13 protein-coding genes are annotated in these 15895 nt (G+C 56.1%); 9 read left to right on the top strand and 4 right to left on the bottom strand.

Going from position 1 to position 15895, the window contains the following annotated elements; all coding sequences use genetic code 11:
- The first annotated feature begins 14 nt into the window (after positions 1-14).
- The 5 genes from MRS74_RS14500 (at position 15) to MRS74_RS14480 (ending at position 6929) form a co-directional block, all read left to right on the top strand.
- Positions 15-1400, top strand: a complete 1386-nt coding sequence (locus MRS74_RS14500; RefSeq protein WP_254580992.1) for an L-serine ammonia-lyase — start codon at positions 15-17, stop codon at positions 1398-1400.
- Positions 1401-1432: 32 nt separating this feature from the next.
- Positions 1433-2734 carry a serine hydroxymethyltransferase gene (locus MRS74_RS14495; RefSeq protein ID WP_254580991.1) on the top strand — a complete coding sequence of 434 codons (1302 nt, stop codon included), beginning with the start codon at positions 1433-1435 and terminating at the stop codon, positions 2732-2734.
- A gap of 77 nt (positions 2735-2811) precedes the next feature.
- Positions 2812-3198, top strand: coding sequence for a glycine cleavage system protein GcvH (gene gcvH / locus MRS74_RS14490; RefSeq protein WP_254580990.1), 387 nt, complete (start codon positions 2812-2814; stop codon positions 3196-3198).
- Between the two features lie 128 nt (positions 3199-3326).
- Complete coding sequence (gene gcvP / locus MRS74_RS14485; RefSeq protein WP_254580989.1) at positions 3327-6218, top strand: aminomethyl-transferring glycine dehydrogenase; 2892 nt, start codon at positions 3327-3329, stop codon at positions 6216-6218.
- 471 nt (positions 6219-6689) lie between these two features.
- A complete protein-coding gene (locus tag MRS74_RS14480) occupies positions 6690-6929 on the top strand; it encodes a hypothetical protein (protein WP_254580988.1) in 240 nt (79 codons plus the stop codon).
- Between the two features lie 89 nt (positions 6930-7018).
- On the opposite strand, the gene MRS74_RS14475 is transcribed toward MRS74_RS14480, so the two are convergent.
- A complete protein-coding gene (locus MRS74_RS14475) occupies positions 7019-7189 on the bottom strand; it encodes a hypothetical protein (protein WP_254580987.1) in 171 nt (56 codons plus the stop codon).
- Positions 7190-7402: 213 nt separating this feature from the next.
- On the opposite strand from MRS74_RS14475, the gene MRS74_RS14470 reads away from it, so the two are divergent.
- Positions 7403-8266 (top strand): ADP-polyphosphate phosphotransferase, encoded by an 864-nt coding sequence (locus tag MRS74_RS14470; protein ID WP_254580986.1) that lies wholly within the window; start codon positions 7403-7405, stop codon positions 8264-8266.
- 193 nt (positions 8267-8459) lie between these two features.
- Positions 8460-9779, top strand: a complete 1320-nt coding sequence (locus MRS74_RS14465) for an APC family permease (RefSeq protein WP_438362340.1) — start codon at positions 8460-8462, stop codon at positions 9777-9779.
- A gap of 106 nt (positions 9780-9885) precedes the next feature.
- Here the strand turns inward: MRS74_RS14465 and MRS74_RS14460 are convergent, their stop codons facing one another.
- Positions 9886-10923, bottom strand: coding sequence for a zinc-dependent alcohol dehydrogenase family protein (locus tag MRS74_RS14460; protein WP_254580984.1), 1038 nt, complete (start codon positions 10921-10923; stop codon positions 9886-9888).
- Positions 10924-11095: 172 nt separating this feature from the next.
- Between MRS74_RS14460 and MRS74_RS14455 the strand changes: the two genes are divergently transcribed.
- Entirely contained in the window at positions 11096-11263 is a 168-nt protein-coding gene (locus MRS74_RS14455; protein WP_254580983.1) for a hypothetical protein, read from the top strand.
- Between the two features lie 1119 nt (positions 11264-12382).
- Here MRS74_RS14455 and MRS74_RS14450 read toward each other — a convergent pair.
- Both MRS74_RS14450 and MRS74_RS14445 read right to left on the bottom strand, forming a co-directional pair.
- Positions 12383-13675: a hypothetical protein gene (locus MRS74_RS14450; RefSeq protein WP_254580982.1), complete on the bottom strand. Its 1293-nt coding sequence runs from the start codon at positions 13673-13675 to the stop codon at positions 12383-12385.
- Between the two features lie 645 nt (positions 13676-14320).
- Positions 14321-14551, bottom strand: coding sequence for a hypothetical protein (locus tag MRS74_RS14445; protein WP_254580981.1), 231 nt, complete (start codon positions 14549-14551; stop codon positions 14321-14323).
- Between the two features lie 699 nt (positions 14552-15250).
- Here MRS74_RS14445 and MRS74_RS14440 point away from each other — a divergent pair.
- Complete coding sequence (locus tag MRS74_RS14440; protein WP_254580980.1) at positions 15251-15844, top strand: pentapeptide repeat-containing protein; 594 nt, start codon at positions 15251-15253, stop codon at positions 15842-15844.
- The last annotated feature ends 51 nt before the right edge of the window (positions 15845-15895 follow it).

The following is a 15895-nucleotide window of genomic DNA, read 5'->3' as shown; positions in this document are numbered from 1 at the left end:
TAGCAGGCGACGAGATGGCACTGAGCATATTTGATCTGTTCAAAATAGGGGTTGGACCCTCGTCGTCCCATACGGTGGGGCCGATGGTTGCGGCCAACCGCTTTGTGGCGGAACTCACCGAGGGCAAACTGATGCACAGGGTCGCGGCGGTGAAGGTGAGCCTGTACGGTTCTCTGGCCATGACCGGCAAGGGCCACGCCACGGACATCGCCGTGATGCTGGGCCTTTTGGGCGAGAAGCCCGATCTGGTGGATCCGGCCTGTATCGACGGTCTTATTGCGCAAATTCGCGAAGACGGCAGCCTGTTACTGGGCGGAACCTTGCCAGTACCCTTTCGCGAAGCCGATCACCTGCGCTTTCATTTTGGCGAGTCGCTGCCCAAGCACCCCAACGGCATGCGCCTGGACGTGCTGGATGCCGCCGGGCTGATTTTCTACAGCAATGTGTATTACTCAGTGGGCGGGGGCTTTGTGCTCAGTGATATAGAGGCCAATGATCAGGGCCGCGGCGCCGAGGATGAATCCATCGAAGTGCCGTACCCGTTCAACAACGCCGCCGAGTTGCTGGCCTACGGCGATGAAGCGGGCCTGACTATTGCCGAGCTGGTGATGGAGAACGAGCGCACCCGTTATGAGGACGCGGAAATCAGCCAGCGCCTGCTGAAGATATGGCAGGTGATGGATGACTGCATCCGCGAAGGCTGCAAGCACACCGGCGAGCTGCCGGGCGGGCTGCGCATCAAGCGCCGTGCCCATGACATGTGGCAGGAGCTGGTCAATCATCCCGAGCGCAGCATCAAGGATCACCTCACGGTGCTCGACTGGGTCAACCTCTATGCCATCGCCGTGAACGAGGAAAACGCTGCCAGCGGCCGTGTCGTGACCGCGCCCACCAATGGTGCCGCCGGCGTGATTCCGGCGGTACTGGCCTATTACGACCGCTTTGTACCGGGCAGCAGCGTCGAAGGCATCAAGACCTTCCTTATTACCGCCGCCGCCATTGGCATGCTGTATAAGAAAAACGCCTCCATTTCGGCCGCCGAAGTCGGCTGTCAGGGCGAGATAGGCGTGGCCTGTTCCATGGCCGCCGGCGCTCTGTGCGCGGTACTCGGGGGCAGCAATCGCCAGGTCGAAAACGCCGCCGAGATCGGCATGGAGCATAATCTGGGCCTGACCTGCGACCCTATCGGTGGCCTGGTGCAGGTGCCCTGCATCGAGCGCAATACCATGGGGGCGGTCAAGGCCATCAACGCGGCGCGCCTGGCGCTGCGCGGCACCGGTGAGCACCATGTGTCGCTGGACTCCGTGATCGAGACCATGCGCCAGACCGGTCTCGACATGCAGGACAAGTACAAGGAAACCTCCACCGGCGGCCTGGCCGTCAACGTGGTGGCCTGTTAATCAACCTTCAGTCAGCTGGGAACAATAAGACCATGAGCACACAGGATCTCTACGCCAACGCTGAACGCGCCGCGTTTTTCACCCAGGATCTCGGCACCGCCGATCCTGCGCTGCAGGGTGCGGTGGATGCGGAATTCCGCCGTCAGGACAGCCAGATTGAGCTGATTGCCTCGGAAAACATTGTCTCCAAGGCGGTGATGCAGGCCCAGGGCACTGTACTGACCAACAAGTACGCCGAAGGCTATCCGGGCCGTCGCTACTACGGTGGCTGCGAGTTCGTCGACGAAGCCGAAGCTCTGGCAATTGCCCGTGCCAAGGAACTGTTCAACTGCGCCTTCGTCAATGTGCAGCCCCATTCAGGTGCCCAGGCCAATGGCGCGGTGATGCTGGCGCTGCTGCAGCCCGGTGACACCATCCTCGGCATGTCGCTGGATGCCGGCGGTCACCTGACCCATGGCGCCCGCCCGGCGCTGTCGGGCAAGTGGTTCAATGCCGTGCAGTACGGCGTATCGCCGGACACCCAGCGCATCGACTACGATGCGGTGGAAGCGCTGGCACTCGAGTGCCAGCCCAAGCTGATAATCGCCGGTGGTTCCGCCATCCCGCGGGAAATCGACTTTGCCCGTTTCCGTGCCATTGCCGACAAGGTCGGCGCACTGCTGATGGTCGACATGGCCCACATTGCCGGCCTGGTCGCCACCGGTGCCCACCCGAGCCCGCTGCCCCACGCCCATGTCGTTACCACCACCACCCACAAGACACTGCGTGGCCCCCGCGGCGGCATGATCCTGTGCAACGACCTGGACCTGGGCAAGAAGATCAATTCCGCGGTCTTCCCCGGTCTGCAGGGCGGCCCGCTGATGCATGTGATTGCCGCCAAGGCCGTGGCCTTCGGTGAAGCCCTGCAGCCCGGCTTCACGACCTATATTGACCAGGTGCTGGAAAATGCCCGTGTCCTGGCCTCGGTGATGGTGGAGCGCGGCTGTGACATCGTCACCGGCGGCACCGATACGCACCTGATGCTGGTGGATCTGCGGCCCAAGGGCCTGAAGGGTAACCAGGTGGAAGAGGCACTGGAGCGCGCCGGCATCACCTGCAACAAGAACGGCATCCCGTTTGATCCGGAAAAGCCCATGGTGACCTCCGGTATTCGCTTGGGCACACCGGCCGGCACCACCCGTGGATTTGGCGCGACCGAATTTCGCCAGATCGGGCATCTGATCAACGACGTGCTGGATGGTCTGGTAGATAGCCCTGCAGGCAATGCGGCGGTCGAGGCACGGGTACTGGCCGAGGTGGAAGCCCTCTGTGGCCGCTTCCCCCTTTACCGTTAATCGCACCGTTAAGGTATCGATAAAGGTACCGTTTCTCAAAAATCGAACTGAAAATAGTGTTTTAGAAGGATTTATCGATGAACAATGTGCCCAATACACTGAAATATACTGCATCTCACGAGTGGATTCTCGATAATGGCGACGGCACCGTAACCGTCGGTATTACCGATCACGCCCAGGAGTTGCTCGGCGATGTGGTTTTCGTTGAACTGCCCGAAGTCGGTCGTGATGTCGCCAAGGGGGAAGACTTCTCCCTGGTGGAGTCCGTCAAGGCGGCATCCGATATCTACGCGCCCCTGTCCGGCGAAGTGATTGCCGTGAACGAGTCTTTGGTGGATGCCCCCGAGACCCTGAACGAAGATGCCTACCAGGCAGGCTGGATCGCGAAGCTGAAACTGAGCGACGCCTCCGAGCTCGAAGAGCTGCTCGATGCGAGCGCTTATCAGGCGACGGTTGCGGAATAAGTTGCGCCCTGCACTCGCAGGGCGGCTATTGATGCAAAACGCGAAGAGCTGTGCGCTCTTCGCTTTTTTAGAACCCGTTGCAGGTTTCGGCAGATCCGAAGCCGGCACAGAGCACGCAGGTTAGTGTTATGGCTGTTGAACCCCGTACCTTGATTGAACTTGAGCAGCGCACGGATTTTACCCGTCGCCATATTGGCCCCGATGCGGCCGAACAGCACTCCATGCTGCAGACCCTGAATGCCGAGTCCCTCGACGACCTGATGCGCCAGACAGTACCGTCCAGCATTCTGCTCGACGATGCCCTGGCCATGAACGACGGTGAGACCGAAGTCGAGGCGCTGAGCTATCTGCAGGGCCTGGCGCGGCAGAACAAGGTCAATAAGTCCTATATCGGTATGGGTTACCACAACACCCGCGTGCCTAACATCATACTGCGCAACGTGCTGGAAAATCCGGGCTGGTACACCGCCTACACGCCATACCAGCCGGAAATTGCCCAGGGCCGACTGGAATCCCTGCTCAACTACCAGCAGCTTGTAATGGATCTTACCGGCATGGATCTGGCCAACGCCTCCCTGCTGGATGAGGCCACCGCCGCGGCTGAGGCCATGACGCTGTGCAAGCGTTCCAACCGCAAGAAGAGCAATACTTACTTTGTCGCCGATGATGTGCACCCGCAGACCATCGACGTTATCCGCACCCGCGCCGAATACTTCGGTTACGATGTGGTCGTGGCGCCGGCTTCAGAGCTGGATCAGCACGATGTGTTCGGTGCGCAGCTGCAGTACCCCGGTACCTGCGGCAACATCACCGATATCAAGACCCTGATCGCCAGCGCCAAGAGCCAGCAGGCCATGGTGGCCGTGGCGGCCGATCCGATGGCACTGGTGCTGCTGAAATCCCCTGGCGAACTGGGGGCTGACGTGGTGCTGGGTTCGATGCAGCGCTTTGGTGTGCCCATGGGCTTTGGTGGTCCGCATGCGGCTTTCTTTGCCGCCAGCGACAAGCTCAAGCGTTCGGTGCCGGGTCGCATTATCGGTGTTTCCGTCGATACCCGTGGTAACCAGGCCCTGCGCATGGCCATGCAGACCCGCGAGCAGCATATCCGCCGCGAGAAGGCGACCTCCAACATCTGTACCGCCCAGGCGCTGCTGGCCAACATGGCCAGCTTCTACGCCGTGTACCACGGCCCGGATGGCCTGAAAGCCATCGCCGAGCGTACCCACCGCCTCACCGCTATTCTGGCCATCGGCCTGGCGGACAAGGGCTTTGCGGTCAACGACAGCTACTTTGATACCCTGACACTGACCCTGGACGATCAGCAGCAGGCGGTGTATCAGCGCGCCCTGGCACAGGGCTGCAACCTGCGCCTTAACGGCACGGATCGTCTGGGTATCAGCCTGGACGAAACGACCACCGCCGCCGATGTCGCCGAGCTGTTCGATGTTATTCTGGGTGCTGGCCACGGCCTGGATGTGGCTGCCATCGATGCGCGCATTATGGCAGGGGAGGCCACCGGTATTGCGCCTGCGCAGCGCCGCGAAGATGCCATCCTGACCCATCCGGTGTTCAACACCCACCACAGCGAAACTGAAATGCTGCGTTACATGAAGCAGCTCGAGAACAAGGACTACTCCCTGGTTCACGGCATGATCCCGCTGGGGTCCTGCACCATGAAGCTCAATGCCACCGCCGAAATGATTCCGGTGACCTGGCCCGAGTTTGCCAATATCCACCCCTTCGCACCGCAGGACCAGATTCAGGGTTACCACCGCATGCTCGAAGAGCTGGAAGCCATGCTGGTGGAAATCACCGGATACGACAACGTCTCGATGCAGCCCAACTCCGGTGCCCAGGGCGAATATGCAGGTCTCTTGGCAATCCGCAAGTACCAGGAATCCATCGGTGAAGGTCACCGCGATATCTGCCTGATTCCGTCATCCGCCCACGGCACAAACCCTGCGTCCGCGGCCATGATGGGCATGAAGGTGGTCATCGTTGAGTGCGATGCCAGGGGCAACGTCGACGTGGCCGATATGCGTGCCAAGGCCGAGCAGCACAGCGAGAGCCTCAGCTGCCTGATGATTACCTACCCGTCCACCCACGGCGTGTTCGAGCAGGAAATCGTCGAGATCTGTGACCTGGTGCACAAGCACGGCGGCCAGGTGTATATGGATGGCGCCAACATGAACGCCCAGGTCGGCATTTCCAAGCCGGGCCTGATCGGCTCCGACGTATCGCACCTTAACCTGCACAAGACCTTCGCCATTCCCCACGGCGGCGGTGGCCCGGGCATGGGCCCCATCGGCGTGAAGAGCCATCTGGCACCCTTCCTGCCGGGTCATCAGGTGAGTGCTGTACCGGGTCTGGACAACCAGAACGGCGCAGTATCTGCGGCGCCTTTCGGTTCTGGTGCCATCCTGCCGATCAGCTACATGTACATCCGCATGCTGGGCAAGTCCGGCCTCAAGGATTCCACCCGCGTGGCGATCCTGGGTGCCAACTACCTGGCCGAGAAGCTCGGTGAGCACTATCCGATCCTGTACCGGGGCCGTAACGGTCGTGTGGCCCACGAATGCATCGTCGATATACGCCCGCTGAAGGAAGCCTGCGGCGTGAGCGAGGAAGACATCGCCAAGCGTTTGATGGACTACGGTTTCCACGCGCCCACCATGTCTTTCCCGGTGGCCGGCACCCTGATGATCGAGCCGACCGAGTCCGAATCCAAGGCGGAGCTGGATCGCTTCATCGAAGCCATGGTGAAGATTCGTGGCGAAATCAGCCGCGTCGAATCCGGTGAATGGACGGCGGAAAACAACCCGCTGCACCATGCACCGCACACCATGGCGGACCTGGTGGGTGACTGGGATCGCGTCTATAGCCGTGATGAGGCGGTGTTCCCGACCGAATCCACCCGTCGCAACAAGTTCTGGCCGGCGGCCAACCGTATCGACAACGTGTTCGGGGATCGCAACTTCATTTGCTCCTGCCCGTCGATTGATAATTATCGGGAAGACTGAGGCTAGGTTCTCGAATCCGCGCGCTGCAATCTGCGAGCTGGAACGAGATCGTTAGGTTGGACAATAGAAAGGCCCGGCAGAAATGTCGGGCCTTTTTCGTTTTGGCATTGGGCGTTGCGTTGAATAGACGGGCCAATGGGAAGGCCCCGGCCTGTGACGATAAACGCCCTGCATGGCCGGACTTTTCAGATTAAAGCGCCTGTGGCATGACGGATAACGACATCTTGTCTGGTGGGCATCGGAAGCCTGGCTGGGTGAATCCTCCCGCGTTTCCTATACTTGTGTTTCCCCCTGTCGCTGGCGGATCGCAGGCGATGTTCCGTCGCCGGAAGGGCGGTAGCGTGCTTTGCAGGCGCCTGGGTTGATCCGGCCTGCGCGACGGCTGCGTCAATTTCCCATGAGTCGCCAGCAGGATTGCAGGCCAGGTTGCAAACGATATGCGTCTCATCCCGTCACTGAGGAGCTGTGGAAATGAGTGAGCTGAACCTGTTCGTCAGCGTTGGTGGAACGGCGACGGAGCAGCAAGAGGTCTTTGTGCGTGCTGTTGAAGACCGGCTTCGAAGCGAAGGGCTCATTCCGCATACTGTCGGGCGAAATACCATCAGTGCTGATTCGCCTCTCAAGGCAGTGACGCAGTTGCTGGACAACTGCTGCGCAACTGTTGTTATTGCGCTCGAGCGGATGTACTTTCCAGCTGGAAACAAAAGCTGACGCAGCGCCCGACTGCAAAAATCAGTGCTGCGAAGAATCCATCGGAACTCACGGTTGGCGAGCTTTTGGGGAGTATGAAGCCGAACCAGTTATGGAGCCTGCTCGGCACGGTCGCTGCGCTTGTTGCCGGCGCTTTTGCTCTTGGTGGAAAACTCATCGGTGGCTATTAATCCGGCGGGTGAATCCATGAAGCAGGGATGCTTCATCATTGGCCGCAGGCCAATGTGAACGCCACCTTTTCCCCTGAGGAAGGTCAGCATGTCCACGCACCTGCGCCCGTTCTTTTAGGTTAAAGCGCCTATGGCGTGACCGCACACGCATCCATGCGTGTGCGGTATGGCCGCCAAGGATGGCGGAAATCCTTACTTTGCAGGAGCAAAAGTTATGGGACCGTACTTCCTGTACATAACGGACAAATAGGGCGGAAAACTGTTTCTCCGCCAGGCTAATAACATGAACACCAGGCAGATTTTATGAAAATAGATCCTAATGATCACCGCGTTCATCCCGGCAATAAAGTTGATTTGGCTCAGCGTCCGACCAAGATTGTGCCCGTTTATGACTCCAAGAAAGCATATAAAAAGATGCTGGAGGCTCAGGTCGTCGAACTGAGCGAGTTGCAGCGATTGAACTATGCTTCGAATCGGCAAGCCGTGCTGTTGATTTTCCAGGGCATGGATACCGCCGGCAAGGACGGGGCTATTCGCCATGTCATGTCGGGCGTGAATCCACAGGGTTGCCAGGTATTCAGTTTTAAACAACCGAGCGTCGAGGAGCTGGAGCACGATTTCCTGTGGCGCACCACCAAGCGTCTGCCGGAGCGGGGGCGGATCGGTATATTTAATCGCTCCTACTACGAGGATGTACTCGTGGTGCGGGTGCACCCGGAGTTGCTCCGGGCGCAGGGGTTTTCCGACGATGCGGTCGCCGGGAGTGCCATCTGGGACGAGCGCTTCAAATCCATCACGGATCTGGAGGCACATCTGCACAGCAACGGCACGCGGGTGATCAAGTTCTTTCTCCACCTGTCTAAGGAGGAACAACGCGAACGGTTTCTCGCGCGTATCGATGAGCCCGAGAAAAATTGGAAGTTCAGCCTCGCCGACATCCAGGAACGCAGGCACTGGGACGACTATATGCGTGCATATGAGGCATGCCTGAGTGCCACCAGCACAGAGGAGTCACCATGGTATGTCATTCCGGCCGATGACAAGAAGAACGCCAGGCTGATCATCTCCCAGATCATCGTTGAGGCGCTGCAGGACCTTAAAATGAGCTACCCGAAAGTCAGCGCCGTGCGCCGCAAGGAGTTGCTGAAGTTACGCAAGCAACTCTGACTGTCCGCTTAGGTTCAAGCAGCGGCAAAGCTTGAAGTAGCAGTTAAAGGTGTCGTATTCGGGGTCTTGCATGTTCAGAACTGGGAAGCGGGGATCTGGGTTTCGATGCGCGGCATCGCAGCCTCAATTGCGACCACTATGTTATCCAGGATAGATATCGCCGACCTTGGATAGAGGAGATATTCGTAACGATATGCAGATGACTGAAGATCGAAAGCCGCAGTATCGTAAAGACAGTCTGACATTGGTCGGAGCTGTTGCCCTTGGTACTGGGGTGATGATCGGGGCAGGGATATTTGCCCTGACCGGTCAGATGGCCGAGATGACCGGGCGTCTTTTCCCACTGGCTTTTCTTTCGGCCGCACTGATAGTGTCATTCAGCGCCCACTCATACGTTAAAATGTCGAATGCTTATCCGTCGGCCGGCGGAATAGCCATGTACCTGAAAAAGGCTTATGGCAGTACGCTGACAACGGCTTTTCATTCCCTGCTGATGTATTTTTCTATGGTCATCGCCCAGAGTTTTCTGGCCCGCACATTTGGGGCTTATACACTGCAGTTGTTTGAAATCGACGATAGCAGTTTGCTGGTGCCAACACTGGGGGTCGGATTGTTGTTGGTAGCCTTTCTGATCAATTTATCCGCTAACCGTATGATCGAGGGCGTGTCGTCGGTGCTTGGATTTATCAAGATAGGCGGTATCGTTCTGTTCGGCGTTGTGGGGGTCACGGTGGCAGATTCGGTGGAAGTTAATTTCTCAGCCCAAGACCCTGACATATCACTGGCCGGTTTCATTGGCGCTACGGCCCTCGGTATTCTGGCCTTCAAGGGGTTTACCACTATTACAAACAGTGGCTCGGAGCTGAAAGACCCGCACCGCAATGTGGGCAGAGCCATCATCATCTCCATCGCGCTTTGTGTTGTTATTTACGCGCTGGTGGGGTTTGCTGTCGCGAGCAACTTGTCTCTTCAGGAAATTATCGAAACGAGAAATTACTCCTTGGCGGCTGCCGCCAGGCCTGCACTGGGCGAATATGCTCTGTGGTTTACGGTTGTGCTGGCTATGCTGGCGACAGCAGGCGGAATTATCGCCAGCATATTTGCAGTTTCTCGGATGTTGGCAATGCTGACAGAGATGAAACTTGTCCCCCACAGTCATTTTGGGATGCCGGGCAGCATCCAAAAGCATACTCTGGTCTATACAGTTGTCTTGGGTTTGCTGCTGACGGCCTTCTTTGATCTATCACGTATCGCCGCGTTGGGCATCATTTTTTATCTGATAATGGATATGGCCGTTCACTGGGGCATATTGCGTCATCTGCGGCAGGAAATTGGCGCCCGTAGCGCCGTTCTTATAGGCGCAATTTTTCTTGATCTGGTCGTTCTGGCTGGATTTCTCTGGATTAAAATATCCAGTGATCTGCTGGTGGTGGGCATCGCTTGTGTCGTAATGCTGACTATCCTGATTGTGGAAGCCCTCTTCTTGCGACACAACCCCATCGTGCCCAAATGAAAACACATAACACTTGTGCATCCATGGGAAATGCACGATCTAAACACCCATTGACGTGATTATTTCCTGTGGAAATGTCCTGTACGCCGGCCGGAATATATCAGCGTTATTGGTTAATAATCACTTTGAGTGCCTTCGTATTCGCCGCGTTTTCGAATGTCTCGTATGCGTCTATAACGTTCTCTAGCGAGAAGCGGTGAGTAATGAGCATTTTTGGATCTATTTTGTTCGCCGCCAGTATATTGAGCAGCATTGGTGTACTTGCCGTATCAACGAGGCGAGTCGTGATAGTAATATTGCGATCCCATAGACTTTCCAAATGCAAGTCAACTTTTTTGCCGTGTACACCGATATTGGCGATGGTTCCACCCGGCGCAATAATTTCCTGGCAAAGCTCGAAGGTCGCAGGAATACCGACGGCTTCAATGGCCGTGTCGACACCGCGCCCGTTCGTCATACTCATGACAGTATCCTTGGCCTTGCCGTCAGTGCTATTGACGGTCGCCGTTGCGCCGAAACGTTTTGCCATTTCAAGACGGTTATCATCAAGATCGATCATGATGATTTCGGCCGGCGAGTAGAACTGAGCAGTGAGCAAGGCTGCGAGACCGATCGGCCCTGCGCCGACGATTGAAACGATATCGCCTGGCTTAACTTTTCCGTTAAGCACGCCGCACTCAAATCCCGTTGGGAGAATGTCGCTCAACATCACAAGAGCCTCCTCATCCGCGCCATCCGGAATGGGGTAAAGGCTGGTGTCGGCGTGAGGCGTTCGCACGAATTCTGCCTGGGTGCCGTCAATACTATTACCTAAAATCCAGCCGCCGGTGCTGCAATGGGAGTACATACCTTTGCGGCAATAGCTGCATTTTCCGCAGGCGCTGACGCATGAAATCAAAACCCGATCACCCGGTTTGAATGCTGTTACTGCCTCGCCCACCTTTTCTACGATACCTACGCCCTCGTGGCCTAAAATAGTGCCCGCCTGGCAGGTTGGCACATCACCTTTCAAAATGTGCAGGTCAGTGCCGCAAATTGTCGTTTTCGTCACTTTTACGATGGCGTCGGTAGGCGCAGAAATATCTGGCTTCGGTCGATCTTCCAATGCTTTTTTTCCTGGTCCCAAGTAAACAAGCGCTTTCATGGTCGAATCCTTGTGGTGGTATTTGAATCGAGGCGTAAAGTGCTGTTTTCAGTATGTATGCATGCCAAAATTCTGTCCGTGCGTTAGCGCACCAAAGAAGTGTAAAGACCGCTTTTATAGCCCGCCAAAAATTGACCGCTCTTTTGAAAATGATCCGGTATCAGGGTAGCCGTTGGCTATTAACCTGGCGATGAAACAGGTCGTCCCGCCCTGTTTCATCATCGCCCTTGAAAGTCAGGCGGAATTTGTGAAATCCCTGGATTTTCAAAGGCTCGCATTGGCCGTTGGCCAATGGTGGCGCATCCTGCGCCACAGTATTAAACCGGCTCTACAGACGTAAAATGCCACCGGTTTAATAATGGCTGCCCCTTTTATTTTCGTGCCCGTCGATCGATAACCCGCGGCAGCTGGACATAAAAAGAACCTATTTGCCAGCCAGGTTAATAGTAATGACCCCAGATGCCGCCTTTGCACTGTGCTCTGACGCCATTCTGCGGTCGGCCTGCCGTCAGGGTGAAGAGCCGGGTATGCTGTCATCGGAGGTACAACAGTCCCTGTCTGCGGGCCTGATCGCTGCATGCGCCCGGTGTTCGCAGGCGCAGGGCCATGGATGGCCGGTAGTCAATGCCGGAGCAATTTTCTGCCCAGGGGGGTATAGCGTTGTTCTGGCGTCCTGCTGGTACTAAATTACTTCTTGCGGTTTAGTGTCCATGTGCAGCATGGGTAAAGCGGAGCCTATCCATCTGCCGGCCTTCGGCTGCACTGTTGGACGTGAGTACTCCCGACCTACCATTAACCTTGCGCGAAGATACGCAAGGCGAAGTCGCAGGCTGAGTGAAGCCGTGTCAACGTTGCCAGCGGCATCGCAGGGCACAGCGATGCCGCGTCCCCGGTCATACAACGAAATAAAACGTAACAGGTAGGTGCCTGTGGTTTCAGCTGTGCTTGGGGGTTGCAAGTTCATGACTTTTCTCTTCTCACGCTAACCTGTGACTGAGGGAGCTACATCCGCCTCGGCATCTGTGCAACTCGATCTGCAGGCGTCTGGTGCTTCAATGGAACCCAGCGCAGGCGTTATTCGTCGGATGCCGCGCGAATATGCAATCCGTCAAACAATGGAATCAGTTAACACCATTTTCAGTGTCTTCGCTGTGCGCTTGCGCACACACCTAATTAAAACGGCAAAGAAGCCAAGAATTGCCAGAAAGACCAGTATGTCCGCCAGGTGAAGAAGAGACATGAATAACAGTGCTGTTCACTGACATGGGTGTCAGTTTTCTGGGTGTTTTTGCGTGTTTGAATTTGGATCTGCAGTGGCGGTGGGTTCGGCATCGGTTGGATGCTATGTGTTGCGCCCTGCGGGCCTGGTCGCACACAGGCAGCAGTGCTCGCTCCGGCTTTCGTTGATGCATCCTGCGTTTTGGCGCGCCCGTCGTCTGCAGGGATAATTGGCAACCGTTCAGGCATCGAAATCGAGACGATAATTCAGTTTGATCTTGCCGGCATTACCGTCAAGTGCACCCCCGTAACCTGTAAGGGCCTCGTAACCCAGGTGCAGGCTGAAATTCTGGGTACGGGTTTCGATTCCCATCACGAACCCGGTCTGCAGCCGGCGCTCTACCTCACCGACGGTGTTGGTTCGCAAGGAGACTTCAGGGCCGAATGAGGCCCAGTGTGATCCCAGGCGTAAGTCGTGGTCACCGGATACGCGATAGTGGCTCCAGGTCTGTGGCTCCTGCGTGAAGGGCAGGCTCTTTTCCGACACCTTTGCAAACAGGTTTATGTCCCAGCCCGTCCAGGAATCTTCAGAGAGGGTCAATGCCCAGCTGTCGATGTTGCCGGCATCGGAGGCCGCGGCGCAATCGAGTGTGCGCTGCGCGGATGTTTCGAGTTTGGCGCTCAGGTAAGTGAAAACGGTACTGGAGAACGACAGGCCGGTGCGGTATTCATCGCATGGAATGTCGCCATCCCAACCGCGGAGAATATAATCCGCGTTAGCGGTCATTTTCGCATCGCTCCAGGGTCTGTAGCCCAGCTTGGCGACAGCACGGCGTTCACCTGCAGCCACGACACTGCCGTAGGGGTGAAAGCCTGCGCTGAATTGACTCAGGGCCAAGCCGTAGCTGAAGCCGTTCGCGGGCTTGCTGTCCAGATGCAGGCGGATACCGGAGCCCCCTGGCGTTCGTTGCGAGGAGTCGCTTTGCGCGGCAAGGGCGAGCTCCCCCGTGAAGTCGAAATCGTTAGCCAGAGCAAGCGGGGTAAATTCGCCCTGGAGGCTGGCCAGCCATAGACCGTCGAGTCCGTCGCCTAGAGTTTGCTGCCGGAACAGACTCAGTTTCACATGGTTGTGATCGTTCTTGCTGATCCAGCCCATTCCGGCCCGGTAGCGATCATCACTTGAGCGGCCGATAACGATATCGGTGCCGAATTTGTGGCCAAGAGGCTGAAAAGGAAGAGTTTGTACGCTGTCCAGGTGCTGGTCGATGAAGCCGCTGTCCGGAATGACCACTGCAGATGCTGTGCCGCTGCCCAACGTCGCCAGATTGGCGCCGACGTTGGGTAGCGCGGCTTCGCCGTATTGTTCGGCCATGTTAGCCGCAACAAAGGGATGATCATCATGAAGTGGAGCTGATGAGCAGCCAAACATAAACGCTGTGACGACCGCGAGGAGGGATAGACCCAGGGATTGAAGTGCTAAGGCCTGCAACTTCGACTCCAGGATAGGCTTGCCATTGCAACAGGATACATTCACCTGCACCTCCTATGGCGGGCTTGGGCAGGAATAACGATTCCGCGACCATCCCCGCTGGCACGAGCAGTGCCAGCATTCCCAAGCAAACCGATTAATTATTTTGGAAATAACCTACAGAAGTCAGAACGAGCCTACAAGGTATTCTTAATCAAACCTGAATAGGGTGCGATTCAAGCGCATGGGTAACAATTCGGTTTGGTAGCTATATGCTACCGGGGCCGTGGATCTGCCGTGTTGGCGGGTGCTTCGAGGCGGTTGGTTTGATGGTTTGTATTGAGCCTTGCTGGCGCGACACGCAAAGAAAGTATCCAAGGCTTTTTACCTTTAAGAATAGGCCCCGATGAAGCCTTTTCGCTGCGCTCTGACGCCAGTGTGCGGGGGCCGGCTTTCAAGGTGGGGAGTCGGAACATTCATGTTCTTAATCTGCAGCTCGGCAGTCCCTGCCTCGCCCCTTCGGGTCTGATCGGAACATAATCCCGGTGCTCGTCGGCTGCTGAGGGGGGTGGAAGCCGTTCTGCTAGCCCGCCGGTGCGAATTGCACCGTGCGGCCGTGTGCCGCCAAGGTTAATCACGAATCTCGAATCACGGTTACTGTGCAGTTCAACCACATCGGTAACAGTTCTGCTCAATGATATGGGTAACATTTCAATCCGAAGCTGATGGTTTCTGATTCTTGAAACCGCTGTGCTGGCGGGCGTTGCGAAACAGTTTGATGGTTGGGGTTGCGCCTTTCTGGCGCGTTACTTTCTTTGCACGCGCAAATAAAGTAACCAAAGAAAGGCGCCCCCGCAGAAGCCTCTCTACTGCGCGCTGGGACGATTTTCCGGGCGCCACTGACGTCACATCCCTGTGCCGCATCGGCGGCTCGGCATCCATGCCTCGCCCCTGCCGGGCCTGATCGAAAAACCGCCCCAGTGCTCGCCGGCTTCAGAAGGGGTATGTAAGCCGTTCTGATGTCCCGGTGGTCTGGTACGCCGCGATGATGAATCGCGAATCACTGCTGTTGCTTTTTAACCTCGCACCTCGTCCCTAGCTCTCACCCCTGCTCCTTTTTTCTTCCATCTTGTGCCTGCTTTCGGCATCATGCCTTTCAGGCACTGAAGGAGTACTGGTGCCAGATTTTGATCGGTAATAGAACAAATCGTCAGCTGAGCATCGGAAGCCAGGCTGGGTGAATCCTCTCCCACTCTCAATTCCTCTGTTTTAAAGGCTCTGGCTGCGTGCATCCTTGGCGGTATTCCGTCGCGAGGAGGGCGGTAGCGTGGTTTTCAGGCTTTTTCGGTTGATTCTGCCGGATAAACGGCCTTGCAGGCCAGTATCCTTGCGTGTGGCTAAAAATTTGCTGATACTTATTTTAAATCATGAAGTTACAAGGCATAGTCAAAAAGTGGATATGAGGCTTGGTGATCGTTTTGTCAGATTCAGTTCGAGTGAACAGATGACCTGAACGGCTCATGCTACCTGACTTTTCGCCCGTTTTTGACGGAAATTCATCAGGAAATACTGGCCTCAGGCAAATCGGCCTCCGAGGCTAGGATACAAATGTTATACCGTATGAAGGATGAGTTTCACGCCATGAATGATCACTTTCGCCCGACGGGCAGGGAAATTATCCCAGACCAAGCTATCGCCCATGACCTAAAAGGCGTAAACCTGAAAAATAAGCAATTTGAACGTTTGGTTGCCAAGAAGAAACGCTTCACAGATTGCGACTTCAGCTACTCGCAGTTCGACTCAGCATACTTGCATAAGTGTATTTTTGATTCATGTAAATTTGTTGGGTGCAGGTTCACGAACTCAAACCTTAGAGGTAGCAAATTTGAGGGCTGCGTGTTTGATTACGCAGAGTTTTCCCAAACGCAAGTAGAGCCGGAGATTCTTGATACAGGATGCCCCGGACAGGAAAACCTTCAGCAAAAATTTGCCAGAACGCTTAGGGTGAATTTTCATCAAATTGGAAATTCAGTTGCTGCAAACAAGGCAATTAAAATTGAGCTCGAGGCCGGCCGTGTTCATTTGTATAAAGCTTGGCGGTCTCGTGAGGCCTATTATCGGAAGCATTATCCAGGTGTAACGCGAATTAAGGCTTTCTTAGAGTGGCTTGATTTTGTATTGCTTGATGCGTTCTGGGGGAATGGTGAAAGCTTCATAAAGCTACTTAGAACGTAACTATTCAGCTGGTTTGATTTAAAACGTTCTGGTTATTATCAGCTGCTACCG

The sequence above is a fragment of the Marinobacterium sedimentorum genome (assembly GCF_024267675.1).
In the GTDB taxonomy this organism is placed as follows: domain Bacteria; phylum Pseudomonadota; class Gammaproteobacteria; order Pseudomonadales; family Balneatricaceae; genus Marinobacterium_A; species Marinobacterium_A sedimentorum.
The sequence above is the reverse complement of the archived record's forward strand: the minus strand, read 5'-3'. Positions and strand labels throughout refer to the sequence as shown.